Origin of the sequence: Kitasatospora sp. NPDC058184 (assembly GCF_042883725.1) — a bacterium.
Classification (GTDB): Bacteria; Actinomycetota; Actinomycetes; order Streptomycetales; family Streptomycetaceae; genus Kitasatospora.
The window spans coordinates 74,527-90,093 of record NZ_JBHVVE010000022.1 but is presented as its reverse complement, the minus strand read 5'-3'; the positions used below and the strand labels follow the sequence as shown (position 1 = coordinate 90,093).

Below are 15,567 nucleotides of genomic sequence, written 5' to 3'. Positions count from 1 at the left end.
CGGTGTCCGGGCGCTCTGGTCCGCACCGCCCGGTGATCGGCCCGCCCGAACCGGGCGGAGACCCCCGGAGTGAACGCCGCGCACCGCCACCAGGTCACGCCCCGCCGCTGCGCCGCTGGTCGGGACGGTTCTGCCGGGCGGCCGTACAGCTTCCGTCGGAACGTCACCAGGGCCTCGGCGCGGGCGCGTCACCGTTCGCGATCCGGGGCCGGCACTCGTCTTGCGGGCCTCCGTCGGGCCCGCTCGGGGCGGTCGTCGGCCGGGGTCGGCCGACCGGTCGGACGGACGGGGCGGTCGAACCGGTGCTCGACCGCCGCCAGGATACGGTGCGGGGGTCGCGGCCCCCGCACCCGGTGACCCCGTGAACCGCGACGCCATCGCTGTGACCAGCAGAGACCGAGGAGTTGCATGTCCACCATCAGCCGGCTGCCCGGGATTGTCACGACCGACCACGTGTTCCAGCTGCCGCTCGACCACGCCGCCCCGCAGGGCGAGCAGATCGAGGTGTACGCCCGCGAGGTGGTCGCCGCAGGCCGCGAGCGGGCCGACCTGCCCTGGCTGGTCTACCTCCAGGGCGGGCCGGGCGGCAAGGCCGCCCGGCCGCTCGGCCGGGACTCCTGGCTGGAGCGCGCCCTGGACGACTACCGGGTGCTCCTGCTCGACCAGCGCGGCACCGGGCGGTCCACCCCCGCGACCCGGCAGACCCTCGCCCGGCGCGGTGGTCCGCAGGAGCAGGCGGACTACCTGGCCCACTTCCGCGCGGATTCGATCGTCCGGGACGCCGAGCTGATCCGCGAGCGGCTGCTCGGCGCCGACCGGCGCTGGAGCGTGCTGGGCCAGAGCTTCGGCGGCTTCTGCACCCTCACCTACCTCTCCATCGCCCCCGAGGGCCTGACCGAGGCCTTCATCACCGGTGGCCTCTCCGGCCTCGGCAGCTCGGCCGACGACGTCTACCGCGCCGCCTACCCGCGGGTGGTCGGCAAGAACGAGGGCCACTACGCCCGGTTCCCGCAGGACGTCCAGGCGGTGCGCCGGATCGCGGCCCACCTCGCCGACTCCCCCGCGACCCTGCCGGACGGCGGGCTGCTCACCGTCGAGGCGTTCCAGGCGCTCGGCATGCTGCTCGGCGGCGGCAACGGCTCCGGCACGCTGCACTACCTGTTGGAGGAGGCCTGGGTGGAGGGCGCGGCCGGGGCCGAGCTCTCCGACACCTTCCTGGCCGGCGCCCAGGCCCAGCTCTCCTTCGCGGGCGGCCCGCTCTACGCGGTGCTGCACGAGTCGATCTACGGCCAGCGGTCGGTGGACCAGGGCGGCACCGCCTGGGCGGCCGAGCGGGTCCGCAAGGAGTTCCCGCAGTTCGACGCCCGGGCCGCGCTGGAGTCCGACGCGCCAGTGCTGTTCACCGGGGAGATGATCTACCCCTGGATGTTCGACACCGACCCGGCGCTGCGCCCGCTGAAGGAGACCGCGGACCTGCTCGCCGCCCGCACCGACTGGCCCGACCTGTACGACCGGGTGCGACTGGCCACCAACACCGTGCCGGTCGTGGCGGCCGTGTACCACGACGACATGTACGTGGACACCGCCGACTCGCTGGAGACCGCCCGCGCGGTGCGCGGCCTGCGGACCTGGATCACCAACGAGTGGGAGCACGACGGCCTTCGGATGAGCGGCGGCACGGTGCTGGACCGCCTGATCAAGATGGCGCACGGCGAGGCGTAGCGGCCCTCGGGCCGGCGCCGCGGCACGGAGCGGCTCAGTGCGCACGGTGGCCTCCTCCCGCCGCCCGCCGGACGCCCCGGCAGCGGTGGTGGCCGGTCCGGGCGGCGGCGGGCACGCAGGCCGCCGCCCGGCCGAGCCGCAGGCCCCGGGCGAACCGCTCCCCGGCCACCCTGGCGTGCCCGGGCGCCACGGCCCGTCCGGGCGCCGACAGCAGGGCGACCGCCCCGGCACCACCGCCGTCCGGCTCCGGGCCTCCCGGGCCGTCCGGGGCGCCCTGACCCGGATCCGTCGGTACCGACGCCGTGGACGAGCCCTTCCGGCGACCGCCACGCCGGTGCCGCCGCGCGCCGGCCGACCGCCCGGGCCGCTCACCGGAGGCCTCGCCGGCACCCGGGGCGGCGGGCCCGGGACCCGCGTCGTCGCGGAGGGGCGCCCCCTGGGCGGGCGGCGGCGCCTCGGCGTTCGGCGCTCCGCCCGCCGGAGGCCGCGGTTCCTCGCCCGGGTCCGTAGCGTCCCCGGGCTCCTCGCGCCGCCGGCGCTGAGCCTCGACGGCGGCCAGCAGCCCCTGGGGCGTCATGCCGTCGTTGAGCGACTCGTAGAGCAGCTCGGCCAGCAGGTAGCCCGGGGCGAGCCGCAGGACGTGCCCGAGCACGACCCGGGCCGTCGCCGTGTCCCCGGCGACCCAGGACGTCCAGGCCAGCAGGGTGAGCGGGGCCACCGCACAGCCCTCGTACGGCGGCACGGCCCGCCGGGCGAGGAAGCGCCAGAGCCGCTCGGCCGGGGCCAGTTCGTCGGGCCTGGCGTACTCGACGCCGCGGTCCCGCACCAGGCGGTCCCGCAGGGCGAGCAGCAGCTGGGCCGTCCGGTCCGCGTCGAGTTCCCTGGCTCCGGCCCGGAACTCGGCGAAGGCCTGGTCGAGCAGGGCGAGGCGCTGCTCCCTGGCGAGGGCGTCCACGGCCTCGGCCCGGACGAGCGCCTCGCGCTGGGCGGCGGCCGCCGGCGGACCGACCGGGTCCAGCCCGCCGATGATGGCCTTGCGGCTGCCGCGCGGCACCAGGCCGGCCACCGTCGCGGCGGCGGCCGCCGGACCGGGCTCCGGGCTGCGCCGCACCGGATTGCCCGCCGCGTCGCAGCACCCGTCGCCGCGGCAGAGGAAGGACCACCAGCGGCCGTCCGAGACGCACAGCGCCTCCTTGACGGCCACGCCCCGGCGCCCGAAGGCCGCCCGGAGGGCCTCCGCCAGCGGCCGCAGCCCGTCCACCACCGGCGGGGCGTGGGCCGTACCGCGGTCCTGGCAGAGGTAGAGGAGCACCTGGAGCGGCCGGGCGCCGTGCCGCTCGGAGAGGGCGACCAGCAGGGCGGCCGTTTCCTCCGCCGCGGCCGGCCACTGCGCGGGCGACCGCGGCAGGTCCGCCCGGATCACCCCGCCCTGGTGCAGGCCGGGGCCGTGGAGCCCCACCGCGACGATGCTGTCGTCGGGGTAGAAGCCCAGGAAGTACGGAAGCAGCTCGGCCATGTCGGCCGGGCCGCGCATGACGACCTGCCGGTGGTCGGAGGCCGGTCCGAGGGACAGAATGACGTGTTCGTTGTTCATCGCGTTCATGGCCGCAAGAGTGGACGCAATCCGCGAACGATGTCGGAACCGACTTTTTTCCTGTGGATAACTCCGCCCCCGAATTTTCCCTCACTCATTCGGAGCAGGCGACACTCCCTCCCGCGAGTGGATTTTGACCGCCGTTCAGCGGATCAGCGGATGAAATACATCCCACCTTCCCCCGTCTCCGCTCCCCGGCATTCGTCGCTTGTCGGCGGTACGGGGTTACATGGACGCCATGCAGCAGCCCGACATCCACACCACCGCCACCGCCGACCGCGCCGAGGTCCGGGCGCGGGCCGAGGCCGTCCTGCGCGAGCTCGCCGGCCCCGGAGCCACCCTGCGCGAGGACCAGTGGACGGCCATCGAGGCCCTCGTGGTCGACCACCGCCGCGCCCTGGTCGTCCAGCGCACCGGCTGGGGGAAGTCCGCCGTCTACTTCATCGCCACCGCCCTGCTCCGGGCCCGCGGCGCCGGGCCGACGGTGATCGTCTCGCCGCTGCTCGCCCTGATGCGCAACCAGGTCGAGTCGGCCGGCCGGGCCGGCATCCAGGCCCGCACGATCAACTCGGCCAATACCGACGAGTGGACCGCGATCCAGGAGGAGGTCGCCGACGGGAAGGTCGACATCCTGCTGGTCAGCCCCGAGCGGCTGAACAACCCGGACTTCCGCGACCAGGTGCTGCCCGAGCTCGCCGCCTCCACCGGCCTGCTCGTGGTCGACGAGGCCCACTGCATCTCGGACTGGGGGCACGACTTCCGCCCCGACTACCGCCGGCTGCGCACCATGCTCGCGGACCTGCCGCCCGGCGTCCCGGTGCTGGCCACCACCGCCACCGCCAACGCCCGGGTCACCGCGGACGTCGCCGAGCAGCTCGGCACCGGCACCACTGACGAGCACGCTCTGGTGCTGCGCGGGCCGCTCGACCGGGAGAGCCTCACCCTGGGCGTGCTCTCGCTGCCCGACCCGGCGCACCGCCTCGCCTGGCTGGCCGACCACCTCGACCGGCTCCCCGGCTCGGGCATCGTCTACACCCTGACGGTGGCCGCCGCCGAGGAGGTGACGGCCTTCCTGCGCGAACGCGGCTTCCCGGTGGCCTCCTACTCCGGCCGCACCGAGGACGCCGAGCGCCGCACCGCCGAGGCCGACCTGCTGGCGAACCGGGTCAAGGCGCTGGTCGCCACCTCCGCGCTCGGCATGGGCTTCGACAAGCCCGACCTCGGCTTCGTGGTGCACCTCGGCTCGCCCAGCTCGCCGATCGCCTACTACCAGCAGGTCGGCCGGGCCGGGCGCGGAGTGGACCGGGCCGAGGTGCTGCTGCTGCCCGGGCGCGAGGACGAGGCGATCTGGCGCTACTTCGCCTCGCTGGCCTTCCCCCCGGAGGATCAGGTGCGCCGCACCATCGACGCGCTGGCCGAGGCCGGCCGGCCGCTCTCCACCGCCGCCCTGGAACCCCGGGTGGACCTGCGCCGGGCCCGGCTGGAGACCATGCTCAAGGTGCTCGACGTGGACGGCGCCGTCCGCCGGGTCAAGGGCGGCTGGACGGCCACCGGCCAGAGTTGGGAGTACGACACCGCCCGCTACGCCAAGGTCGCCGCCTCCCGGGAGGCGGAGCAGCGGGCGATGCGCGACTATGCGGCGGGCACCGGCTGCCGGATGGAGTTCCTGCGCCGCCAGCTGGACGACGAGGAGGCCGCGCCGTGCGGCCGGTGCGACAACTGCGCGGGGCCGCTGCACACCCCGGACGTCTCCGCCGAGGCGCTGGCCGCCGCCCGGGCCGCGCTCGGCCGCCCGGGCGTGAGCTTCGAGCCCCGACGGCTCTGGCCGACCGGGATGGACGCGCTCGGGGTGCCGCTCAAGGGCCGGATCCCGGCGGGCGAGCAGGCGGAGACCGGCCGTGCGCTCGGCCGGCTGTCCGACATCGGCTGGGGCAACCGGCTGCGCACCCTGCTCGCCGAGCAGGCGCCGGACGTGCCGGTGCCCGGCGAGGCGGTGGACGCCCTGGTGGCGGTGCTCGCCGACTGGGCCCGCGGTCCGGGCGGTTGGGCCGGGCCCGCGACCACGGAGGGAGCCCGGCTGGACCGGCCGGTCGGCGTGGTGACGATGGCCTCCTCGGCCAGGCCCCGGTTGGTCGGCAGCCTGGGCGCGCGGATCGCCGAGATCGGGCGGCTGCCGCTGCTCGGCCGGATCGAGTACGCCGGCGGGCTGCCCCCGCACGGCGCCCGCAGCAACAGCGCCCAGCGGCTGCACTCGCTGGCCGGCGCGCTGGTCCTGCCACCGGAGGTCGAGCAGGCGGTGGCGGCCGCCGGTGGGCCTGTGCTGCTGGTGGACGACCTCGTCGACTCGGGGTGGACGGTCACCGTGGCCGCCCGGCTGCTGCGCCGGGCGGGGGCGAGCGCGGTGCTGCCGCTGGTGCTGGCCGTGCAGGGGTGACCCAACGCCGGAAAACCGGCGAAGGAGCCCTCCCGTTCACTCGAATGGCCCAACAGAAAGGATCAAGCGAAGCGATTTCGATCACACCGGTCGAACGGCCCGAGAAAGGAGTGGTCACCGTGCCGACGACGGCTCACCCTGCCCTCCGGGCGTTGTGGATCAAGGCCCGGAGGCACCTCTACGGCGGTCGGACGACTGTGGAACATATCCGGCAGACCATGGGCTATCGGATGGCGTTCATCATTTCATCGTTGCCGCTCCGCCCCCGATGCCCCGAGAATTGGGGGGTACCCGAAATCCGGTCCGCTGGACCCGCCCTTCGGCGTACCCAGGCACCCGCCTGCCCACGGGCCAGGAAGGAGGATCGTGATCAACGGTATCGGCCGAGGTCAGAATCCCTTCTCCGGGAGCCCGGAACCCAGACGGGTGCTGGACCTGGAGACCTGGACCGCCTCGGGGATCCCGTTGCTGCGCGACCCGCGCGAGTTCGTCGTGGAACTGCACCAGCGCCACCTGCCCCAGCCGGGCACCGTCGTGGTCGCCGTCCTGGACGCGCTCCACCACCTCGCCGCCTCGGCCTCGTTCACCCCCTGGCCGCACGACACCGACGGATGGCAGCACCGCAACGCGCTGCTGGCGAACCTGCGCCGGATCATCCCGCACGACCTGCGACTGCCCGAGCCGACCCGGACGGCCCTACTGCTGCGCTGCCGCGACGGCGCACCCGGCTGGACGGCGCAGGACGGCGCCTGGATGTGGGCGCTGCGGGACGCGTCCGCACTGCACGGACTGCGCTGCGGGGCGTACATCGGACTCACCCCGGCGGGCTGGCAGGTCCTCGGGGACGGTCGGGGCGGGCGCAAGCCGCACTCGGGCTCCTGGGCCGAGGGGCCGGTGCACACCGTGACGGAACTGCCGCCGCGTTCGGCGCTGGAGGCCCCGCGCGGCCAGCGGACCCGCCTGCTGGCGGCCGACCAAGCCAAGCGCGGCGAGGACACGGCGCGCTCCCCGCAGTCCGATCCCCCGTGGACCGCGACGCGGGCCGCGGCGGCCGAACCGACCCGCCGCACCGGCACGCGCTGAGTCCGCGGCAGCCCTCGGCCGTCGGGCCGTCAACACCGGCCTTCGACAACGGCCGTCGGCACCGGCCGTCAACACCGGCCTTCGACAACAGCCGTCAGCACCGGCCGTCAGCCACCGGGGGCCGCGGGACGGACCTCGGGCCCGGCACCGTACGGCGGCGCCGGGCCCGAAGTGGACGGCTGTGGTCAGGCCTTGACCGGACGGCCCGCCGTGGTTCCGGCCGCGCCCTTCGCGGCCGGGCCGGCGTCGCCGCAGACCACCAGCAGCGCGGTCGCGTGGTCGAGCGCCTTGGCGTACGCCTCGGCGGCCCGGGCGGACGGTCCGCCGTTGACCACCAGGACGACCACCTCGCGACGGACCGGACGGGTCAGCGCGGCGTCCGCGTAGAACACGTCCCCGCCCTCGGCGAGCTGCGCCCAGTAGCGCTCCTCACCGAAGGACAGCTCGTGCTGCTGCCAGGGGTGCGCTTCGCCGACCGTCAGCACCAGGATGTCGCCCGGGTTGCGGCCGGACTCCAGCAGCAGGTCGACCGCGTCGTCGGCGCGCTCCACCGCCTGTGCCGGGGTGGCGGCGATCCGCTGGACCTCCACCCGCGGTTCGGCGGGGGCCGGGCGGCGCGGTGCCGGCCCGGGCTTGGGGACCAGTTGCGGCGGGCCCGGACGGGCGGCGCGCGGCGGGGCCGGGCGCGGGGGCGCCGGACGGGGTCCGGGCACCGGAGCCGGGGCGACGACGGTGGTGGGTGCGGTGGCGGGGGCTTGTGCGTCCGACTCGCGGAGGAAGGGAACGCCGGGGCCCGGGAGGCTCTCGTGAATCTCCGGCTCCTCGGGGAAGACAGGCATACCCGGATATCTATCAAATGCCGGTCGGACGCGCACGGGCACCCCACCCCTTGGGCACCGGCCTCCTGCCGCCCCCTCCCGGGGCAATTCCAGACGGACCGTCAGAAACCGAGCGTCAACTGTTCGTCGGCGGACCCCTGGCCGTCGCCCGCACCCTCCCGAACGCGCTTGAGATGGCGCCACTTCGGCAGTCCGTCCATGTACGCCCAGGAGAGCCGGTGGTGCTCGGTGGGGCCGAACTCCTCCAGCGCGGCACGGTGCACCGGGGACGGGTAGCCGGCGTTGTCGGCGAAGCCGTAGTCCGGGCACCCCTCGCCCAGTTCGGCCATCAGGCCGTCGCGGTGGACCTTGGCGAGCACCGAGGCGGCGGAGACGCAGATACAGGACTGGTCGCCCTTGATCACCGTGCGCACCCGCCAGGGTCCGCCGAGGTAGTCGTGCTTGCCGTCCAGGATCACCGCGTCGGGTTCGACCGGCAGCGCCTCCAGCGCGCGGACGGCGGCCAGCCGCAGCGCCGCCGTCATGCCGAGCTCGTCGCACTCCTGCGGGGTGGCCTGCCCGAGCGCGTACGCGGTGACCCAGTCGGCGAGGACGGGTGCGAGCGCGCGGCGGCGCAGCTCGGTGAGCAGCTTGGAGTCGGTCAGCCCTTCCGGCGCCTTGCGCAGACCGGTGACGGCCGCGCCCACGGTGACCGGCCCGGCCCAGGCGCCGCGCCCGACCTCGTCGAGACCGACGACGATCTTGGCGCCGGCCCGGCGGAGCGAGCGTTCGACGGAGTGCGTCGGGGGGACGATGGGCATGGCGTAATCCGTTCAGCGGGGGCAGCCTCCAGCCTAAGCCCGCTCACGACCGCCGAATCCGCCTCCCGGGAGGCCGGGTCCGGGGAGGCGCCGGGTCCGGCAGCCCCCGGGCCCGGCAGCGACCGCCTCAGGCCCGGATCATCGGCTCCAGCACCTCGTCCACCAGCCGACCGGCGAACCCCGGCCCCATGTTCTCCAGCCCGCGGATCTTGACCTGGTAGAGCAGCACCGCCGGAATGACGTCGGCCACCAGCGGGGTGGCCGCACCGGGCCGGACGTCGCCGCGCTCGGCACCGCGACGCAGAATCTCCAGGATGGTCCGCGCGGTCGGCTCGATGACCCGGTCGGTGATGAAGGCCTTGAAGACCTCGGCCCGCTCCTGGTCGATCTCGCCCATCAGCGCGTTGAGCGCGGAGCCCGTCGGGGAGGCCATCGCCTGCGTGAACCCCTCGATGAGCCGGTGGAGTTCGTCACGCGCGGACCCGAGGTCGGGGGTGTCGTAAGGGCGTGGAAGAGTGGCGTCCAGGGCGTCGATGACGAGTTCGTCCTTGGACGCCCAGCGCCGGTAGAGCGCGGCCTTCCCGGTCCGCGCCGCGCCGGCGACCCCTTCCATGGTGAGCCGCGCGTATCCGCCGGAGGTGAGCTGGTCGAGGGCGGCCTCGAAGATCGCGTTCTCCAGTTCCTTCCCCCGGCGCCGCGCCGGCCGCGTCAGCGCCTGGCGGGCGGCCCGCACCGGACAGAAGCCCGGTTCGCCACCCGGCACCGAGCCCGACCCGGCGCCCGACACCCCTGGCGCCACCCCGACGCCCTCCTCCCCCGGTCGAACGGCCCCGGACCGGACAGCCCCGGACCGCACGGCCTCAGGCTGGAGGACCTCGGGCCGAACAGCCACCTCTCCGGGCGCCGGCCCCGCCGAACCACCCGGCGACCGACCGGACCGGTCCGCCACCAGGCGTCGCACCAACCGCTCCATCGCCACCACCCTTAAGGAACGCTTGCGTTCACAATCGCGGCCAGGATATCGTCCGCTTAGTGAACGATCCCGTTCCTTCTCGGCCTGCGCAAGGGCGCAGTGCCATGCCCGGACCGGCGACTCCGCCGGCCCCGCACCACCGAGCACATAGCCAGCAGGGGGCACATTCGTGGCTATCTCCGACACGCTCAGCAAGAACCCACCACCGCGGACGAACCAGGGGCGGGGCAAGGGCATCACCCTGACCGTCATCGCCGCCACCCAGCTCATGGTGGTCCTCGACGCGACCATCGTGAACATCGCGCTGCCGCACATCAGGGACGCCCTGGGCTTCTCGACCACCGACCTGTCGTGGGTCATCAACGCCTACACCCTGACCTTCGGCGGGCTGCTGCTGCTCGGCGGTCGCGCGGGTGACATCCTCGGCCGCCGAAGGGTGTTCATCTTCGGCACCCTGCTGTTCGGCCTGGCCTCACTGCTCGGTGGTTTCGCGCAGGACAGCAGCCTGCTGCTGGCCGCCCGCGCGCTCCAGGGCATCGGCGGCGCGATCTGTTCCCCGACCGCCTTCGCCCTGATCGCCACCAACTTCGACGAGGGACCGGAACGCAACCGCGCGTTCGGCGTGTTCTCGGCGGTGGCGGGTTCCGGCGCCGCGATCGGCCTGCTGGCCGGCGGTCTGCTCACCGAGTACCTGAACTGGCGCTGGGTGTTCTTCGTCAACGTGCCGATCGCCATCCTGATCGCGATCGCCGCGCCGCGCCACATCGCCGAGTCCGAGCGCCACCCGGGCCGCTTCGACCTCCCCGGCGCCCTCACCTCGACGCTCGGCCTGGTCGGCCTGGTCTACGGGTTCATCCGGGCCGCCTCGGACGGCTGGTCGGACGGCATCACGCTCGGCTCCTTCGCGGCCGGCGCGATCCTGCTCGCCGCCTTCCTCGTGGTCGAGAGCCGCACCGACCAGCCGATCACCCCGATGCACCTGTTCGCCAACCGCAACCGCACCGGCGGCCTGGTGATGATGCTCTGCCTGGCGGCGGCCATGTTCGGCATCTTCTTCTACGTCGTGCTGTTCGTGCAGGGCCCGCTCGGCTACAGCCCGCTGAAGGCCGGTGTCTCCTTCCTCCCGATCAGCGTCGCGATCATCATCGCCGCGCAGATCGCCTCCAACCTCCAGGCCAAGTACGGCCCGAAGCCCTTCATGGCGGGCGGCGCACTGCTGGTCACCGTCGGCCTCACCTGGCTGACCCAGATGAGCAAGGACAGCGGCTACCTGGACGGGGTCCTCGGCCCCACGGTGGTGTTCGGCTTCGGCATGGGTCTGATCTTCGTCCCGGTGATGCTGCTCGCGGTCGCCGGCGTCCCGGGCGAGGAGACCGGCGCCGCCTCCGGCCTGCTCAACTCCATGCAGCAGATCGGCGGTTCGCTCGGCCTGTCGATCCTGACCACGGTCTTCGCGCACTACGCCACGGCCGAAGCCGCCGTGCAGCTGCCGAAGTTCATGGAGAGCGCGAAGCCTGAACAGCTGGCCTACCTCCAGCAGCACCACGAGTTCCCGCAGGGCACCGACGCCGCGAACACCGTGCTCACCCAGGGCATTTCGCACGGCTTCATCGTGGGCGCCGCGCTCGCGGCGGTCGCCCTGCTCGTCGCGGTCTTCGTGATCAAGGCCAAGGCCAGCGACCTGCCGAGCGGCTCCTCCGCCGTCGCGATGCACTGACACCGTCACCGTCACCGTGCGCCGACGCCGCCACCGCGCGCCGACGCCGTAGGTGACGGACCGGCGCCGCACGACGCCAAGGGCCGGCCGGGAGCAGCACGCTCCCGGCCGGCCCTACCGCTGTCCGCGGCCCCCGCCTCCACCCTCGGGCGGCCTACCAGGCCTCGTACGCCAGCCCCGCCTGATCGCAGGCCGTACGGCCGACCGTCGTCGAGTCGACCCTCGGCCGCTCCGCCAGGATCTCCCGGGCCCGGGTGGCCGCGAGGTTGGTGGCGTACCAGGGCTTCGACCCCGCCCCCAGGCCCTGCCCGATCAGCTGCAGTGCACAGCTCCGCTGCGGCTCGGGGAGCCGGTCCAGGGCAGGCACCGCGTCCGCCGAAAGCCCGCGGACGTTGCGCAGGTCGATGGCCGCGGTGCGCGGGTCGTCCCGCAGGGCCTGCTCGTACCGGGTGACGTTCTGCTCGGCGACGATCGCGTCCGGGCCCATCAGGCCGTAGACCGCGACGGTGAGCATCCCGCTGAGGACGACGACGCGCGGCAGCCAACCGGCGCGGCGGGTCAGCCCGGCGGCGATCAGCAGCAGGAAGACGGCGCCCAGCCAGACCTCGACCACCAGTACCCAGAGCCGCAACCGGGTGAGCCCGGAGGCGTCCACGTAGAACCACATCCGGCCGAGCGCCGAGGCCACCACGGCCAGCGCCAGCAGGCAGAGCAGTCCGAGCAGGATCCGCGCCACCCGGCGGTCGGCCACGGTGGTGCGCGGCGCCCAGCGGTTGGCGACCGCCACTACGACCAGCGTCAGCACGGTGATCACGCTCAGCTGCCAGAAGCCCTGCCGGGCGTACTCGGAGCGGCTCATCCCGGTGTTGCTCAGCACGGCGTCCGCGCCACCGAGCACCACCACGGCCTGGATCACCGCGAAGACACCGAACATCAGGTTGAGCGCGACCAGCGGAAGCGCCCACTCCAGCCGCCGCCGCTCCCGGCCCGGCCGGATCACCGTACGGTCCCAGCGGCGCGGGCCGGCGGCCATATGCGCGAAGCCCAGCACGGTCACCGTTCCGAGCACGAACAACGCGCCGCGCCCCGGGAGCTGGTCGAGGTCGAGATCCGGGCTGAGACCGCCCAGCAGATCCGCCATGGCGGCGTCGGCGCTGGCGAACAGCAGGCCGAAGACGGTCAGCAGGGCGGCGGCGACCCCGAGCGCCTTGAGCACCGGGACGATCCGGTCGCGGCCGGGCAGCGGCCGCCGGTCCATGCTCTCCCAGACCCAGACCACCGAGGACACCAGCTGCCACACGATGCCGGGCAGCGGGAACAGCACACCCGGCCAGCGACGGCCGCCGTGCAGCGCCAGCGAGGCCAGCGCCAGCGCACCGACCACGGCCGGCACCGCGGGCCAGCCGGCGTCCCACCGGGCCGGGACGGCGAGCAGGGCGAGGGCGAGCAGGCTCCACACCGCCGTCCAGGGTCGGATCCGGCGCCCGGCCGTCCGGGCGGCGATCCCCGCCCCGACAGCGGTGGCGGCGCCGAGCAGCAGCAGGTTGGGCCCCAGGCCGTCGTAGAGCAGCCAGGCCGTCAGCAGGCCGGCGAGCAGGGCCGCCAGGAGGATCTTAGGGGTGGCCCCCGCCCGGCGCTCGGGGGCGCTGGGGCCCAGCCACGCAGGGGGCGAGGGCACGGCCACGCCGGGCGCCCGGCCCGGGCCCGGCCTGCTCTGCGGGCGGGTGCCCGCCGGGCGGTACGGACCGTACGGGTCGAACGCGTCGTACGGATTGGACGACTGGGTCGGACCCGGCGCGACTGGATCGGGCGACCTGGTCGGGTCGGGTGACTCAGTCGATCCCGGCGTGACCGGATCGGGCGACTCAGTCAAGTCGGACGACCCAGTCGCCCCCGGCGCGATCAGGTCGGGCGACCCAGTCGAGTCGGGTGACCCAGTCGGATCGAGCGACTCAGTCGACCCCGGCGAGGTCGAGTCGGCCGACTCGGTCGGACCGGGCGAATCGGACGGGGCAGGCGTGGACGGGCCTGACATGAGTCCCCCTCAGTGGTCGGCAGGCATGCGGACGCCACCCATCGGGCGGTCCGCGGACCGGCACGCTCAGCGCCCGGCCGCTGCCGACTGTAGACCATTCTGAACAAGTTCAAAAATCTGTTTCGAACGCGTTCAGAATGCCCTCACCACCACAGGACTCCCCTGGCTACCCCTTCACCGATCCGGCCAGCAGCCCCCGGACGAAGTAGCGCTGGAGACTGAAGAAGACGATCAACGGAACGATGATCGACAGGAACGCCCCGGCCGTGAGCAGCTCCCAGCGCCCGCCTAGGGAGCCGGACAGCTGCGCCAGCCGCACCGTCATCGGCGCCACCTCCGGTGTGCCACCCGCGAAGGTCAGCGCCACCAGCAGGTCGTTCCAGACCCACAGGAACTGGAAGATCGCGAACGAGGCCAGCGCCGGGGTGCACAGCGGCAGTACGATCGAGCGGAAGATCTTGAAGTGCGAGGCGCCGTCCACCACCGCGGCCTCCATCAGGTCGCGCGGCAGCTGGGCGATGAAGTTGTGCAGCAGGAACACCGCCAGCGGCAGCGCGAACATGGTGTGCGCCAGCCAGACCGGCGCGTAGCTGCCCTTGAGGTCCACCGCCGGGATCAGCGTCAGCGAGCCCAGGTGCGCACCGCCGGCGAACAGCCGCAGCAGCGGGATGAGCGCCATCTGGAGCGGCACCACCTGGAGCGCGAACACCGTGAAGAAGACCGCGTCGCTCCCCCGGAACCGCACCCAGGCCAGCGCGTACGCCGCCATCGCCGCCAGCGCCAGCGGGAAGACCGTCGCCGGGACGCTGATCGCCAGCGAGTTGACCAGGAAGGGCATCAGGCCGGTGGAGGCGCCGGACCCGCCCTCGAACAGCACCGAGTGGTAGTTGCCGAGGCCGAGGTCCGGATGGAGGAAGGCGTTCCACCACCCGCTGGCCGTCACGTCCTGCTTGGGGCGCAGAGAAGTCACCAGCAGGCCCAGCGTCGGAATCGTCCAGAGGACCGTCATCGCGATCACGAACACCGAGGCCAGCGGACTGCTGAAAGCCTTCCGCACCGGCGGCACCGGCGGCACCGCCTTCACCGACCGCACCGGCCGTGCCGGCTTCACCGACCGCACCGACTCCGCCGGCCGCTCCCGGCCGCCCGTCCCGGTCACCGGACCTCACGCTCCTTCCGCAGCTGCACGATGTTGTAGGCCACCAGCGGCAGCACCGCGAGGAAGAGGAGCACCGCGAGGGCACTGCCCCGGCCGGAGTTGAACTGCACGAAGGACTGCGAGTACATCTCGTTGGCCAGCACCTGGGTGCCGAAGTTGCCGCCGGTCATGGTGCGGACGATGTCGAAGGCCTTCAGGGTGATGATCATGACGGTGGTCAGTACGACCATCACCGTGGTGCGGATCATCGGCACGGTGACGTACCAGAACAGCCGCACCCCGCTCGCGCCGTCCAGCCGGGCCGCCTCCACCACCTCGTCCGGGATCGCCTTGATCGCCGCCGACAGCACCACCATCGCGAAGCCGGTCTGCACCCAGACCATCACCGCCATCAGCAGGAAGGTGTTCAGCGGCTGCGAGAGCAGCCAGTTCGGCGGATCGTCCCAGCCCACGGCGACGGCGAGTTGGCTGAGCAGGCCGATCTGCGGCTGGCCCGGCCCGCGCGACTCGTAGACGAACTTGAAGATGATCGACGCGCCGACCAGCGAGATCGCCATCGGCATGAAGATCAGCGACTTGTACACCGACTGGCCGCGCATCCGGTCGACCAACAGCGCCAGCACCAGCCCCAGCCCGGTCGCCACGAGCGGCGCGACCACCAGCCAGAGCAGCGTGTTGACCAGCACCTTCTGCACCGAGTCGGAGGTGAGGGCCCAGCCGAAGTTCTCACCGCCGACGAACCGGGTGCCGTCGTCGTTCTGGAGGCTGAGGTAGACCGTGCGGACCAGCGGCACGACCAGGCCGACGGCCAGCAGCAGCACCGCCGGGCCGAGGAACACCGCGACCGCCAGCGGTCGGGCCAGGCGACCCCGGGCCCGACCGGCGGCCAGGAAGACCACCAGCAGGATGCCCAGGAAGCCCGCGACGGCGCCGAAGGTGTTGCCGAACTTGACCGCCGCGTCGTTCCAGGAGCCGACCGCCAGGTTCTCGGCGACCAGCCTCCCAGCGGCCGATTCGGCGACGGGTGACGGGAATCCGGTTACGGACATGGCTGCGCTTCCCTTCGGGTGTGGTGGGAAGGGGGGCGGGCGGGGGGGGGGGGGGGGCCCCCCCCCCCCCCGGGCGGGGGGGGGGGGGGGGGGCGCCCCCCCGGCGGCCGGGCCGCGGGGGGGGGCCCCGGGGGGGGCGCGGGGGCCCCGGCCGCAACGGGG

11 protein-coding genes are annotated in these 15,567 nt (G+C 73.8%); 4 read left to right on the top strand and 7 right to left on the bottom strand.

The genetic code is table 11. The features are described from left to right. Positions 1-408: 408 nt before the first annotated feature. A complete protein-coding gene (locus ACFVXH_RS32215) occupies positions 409-1,722 on the top strand; it encodes an alpha/beta fold hydrolase (protein WP_380741612.1) in 1,314 nt (437 codons plus the stop codon). 34 nt (positions 1,723-1,756) lie between these two features. On the opposite strand, the gene ACFVXH_RS32210 is transcribed toward ACFVXH_RS32215, so the two are convergent. Then, a complete protein-coding gene (locus ACFVXH_RS32210) occupies positions 1,757-3,325 on the bottom strand; it encodes a DUF4192 domain-containing protein (protein WP_387829426.1) in 1,569 nt (522 codons plus the stop codon). A gap of 229 nt (positions 3,326-3,554) precedes the next feature. On the opposite strand from ACFVXH_RS32210, the gene ACFVXH_RS32205 reads away from it, so the two are divergent. Together ACFVXH_RS32205 and ACFVXH_RS32200 are read left to right on the top strand one after the other, a co-directional pair. Continuing rightward, positions 3,555-5,750: a RecQ family ATP-dependent DNA helicase gene (locus ACFVXH_RS32205; RefSeq protein ID WP_117491988.1), complete on the top strand. Its 2,196-nt coding sequence runs from the start codon at positions 3,555-3,557 to the stop codon at positions 5,748-5,750. 363 nt (positions 5,751-6,113) lie between these two features. Then, positions 6,114-6,833 (top strand): hypothetical protein, encoded by a 720-nt coding sequence (locus ACFVXH_RS32200; RefSeq protein ID WP_380719014.1) that lies wholly within the window; start codon positions 6,114-6,116, stop codon positions 6,831-6,833. Positions 6,834-7,018: 185 nt separating this feature from the next. Here the strand turns inward: ACFVXH_RS32200 and ACFVXH_RS32195 are convergent, their stop codons facing one another. The 3 genes from ACFVXH_RS32195 to ACFVXH_RS32185 all read right to left on the bottom strand — a co-directional run bounded on the left by ACFVXH_RS32195 (position 7,019) and on the right by ACFVXH_RS32185 (position 9,271). After that, positions 7,019-7,672 carry a hypothetical protein gene (locus ACFVXH_RS32195; protein ID WP_387829424.1) on the bottom strand — a complete coding sequence of 218 codons (654 nt, stop codon included), beginning with the start codon at positions 7,670-7,672 and terminating at the stop codon, positions 7,019-7,021. 101 nt (positions 7,673-7,773) lie between these two features. Next, complete coding sequence (locus ACFVXH_RS32190) at positions 7,774-8,472, bottom strand: ribonuclease HII (RefSeq protein ID WP_049653099.1); 699 nt, start codon at positions 8,470-8,472, stop codon at positions 7,774-7,776. A 127-nt stretch (positions 8,473-8,599) separates the two neighbouring features. After that, complete coding sequence (locus tag ACFVXH_RS32185) at positions 8,600-9,271, bottom strand: TetR/AcrR family transcriptional regulator (protein ID WP_387829422.1); 672 nt, start codon at positions 9,269-9,271, stop codon at positions 8,600-8,602. Between the two features lie 343 nt (positions 9,272-9,614). On the opposite strand from ACFVXH_RS32185, the gene ACFVXH_RS32180 reads away from it, so the two are divergent. Next, entirely contained in the window at positions 9,615-11,162 is a 1,548-nt protein-coding gene (locus ACFVXH_RS32180) for an MFS transporter (RefSeq protein WP_049653101.1), read from the top strand. 154 nt (positions 11,163-11,316) lie between these two features. Here ACFVXH_RS32180 and ACFVXH_RS32175 read toward each other — a convergent pair whose 3' ends face one another. The 3 genes from ACFVXH_RS32175 to ACFVXH_RS32165 form a co-directional block, all read right to left on the bottom strand. After that, the gene (locus tag ACFVXH_RS32175; RefSeq protein WP_387829420.1) at positions 11,317-12,840 is read right to left on the bottom strand and encodes a DUF4153 domain-containing protein; all 1,524 of its coding nucleotides are present in this window, start codon (positions 12,838-12,840) and stop codon (positions 11,317-11,319) included. Between the two features lie 523 nt (positions 12,841-13,363). Then, positions 13,364-14,356 carry a carbohydrate ABC transporter permease gene (locus ACFVXH_RS32170; protein WP_387829418.1) on the bottom strand — a complete coding sequence of 331 codons (993 nt, stop codon included), beginning with the start codon at positions 14,354-14,356 and terminating at the stop codon, positions 13,364-13,366. Then, positions 14,353-15,405 carry a carbohydrate ABC transporter permease gene (locus ACFVXH_RS32165; RefSeq protein WP_117489729.1) on the bottom strand — a complete coding sequence of 351 codons (1,053 nt, stop codon included), beginning with the start codon at positions 15,403-15,405 and terminating at the stop codon, positions 14,353-14,355. The genes ACFVXH_RS32170 and ACFVXH_RS32165 overlap by 4 nt, the downstream gene beginning before the upstream one ends. Between the last annotated feature and the right edge of the window lie 162 nt (positions 15,406-15,567).

Excerpts from the sequence above, each read along its gene's own strand:
- ACFVXH_RS32215 (WP_380741612.1), top strand. The coding sequence starts at position 409 with ATGTCCACCATCAGCCGGCTGCCCGGGATTGTCACGACCGACCACGTG.
- ACFVXH_RS32210 (WP_387829426.1), bottom strand. The coding sequence starts at position 3,325 with ATGAACGCGATGAACAACGAACACGTCATTCTGTCCCTCGGACCGGCC.
- ACFVXH_RS32205 (WP_117491988.1), top strand. The coding sequence starts at position 3,555 with ATGCAGCAGCCCGACATCCACACCACCGCCACCGCCGACCGCGCCGAG.
- ACFVXH_RS32195 (WP_387829424.1), bottom strand. The coding sequence starts at position 7,672 with ATGCCTGTCTTCCCCGAGGAGCCGGAGATTCACGAGAGCCTCCCGGGC.
- ACFVXH_RS32190 (WP_049653099.1), bottom strand. The coding sequence starts at position 8,472 with ATGCCCATCGTCCCCCCGACGCACTCCGTCGAACGCTCGCTCCGCCGG.
- ACFVXH_RS32165 (WP_117489729.1), bottom strand. The coding sequence starts at position 15,405 with ATGTCCGTAACCGGATTCCCGTCACCCGTCGCCGAATCGGCCGCTGGG.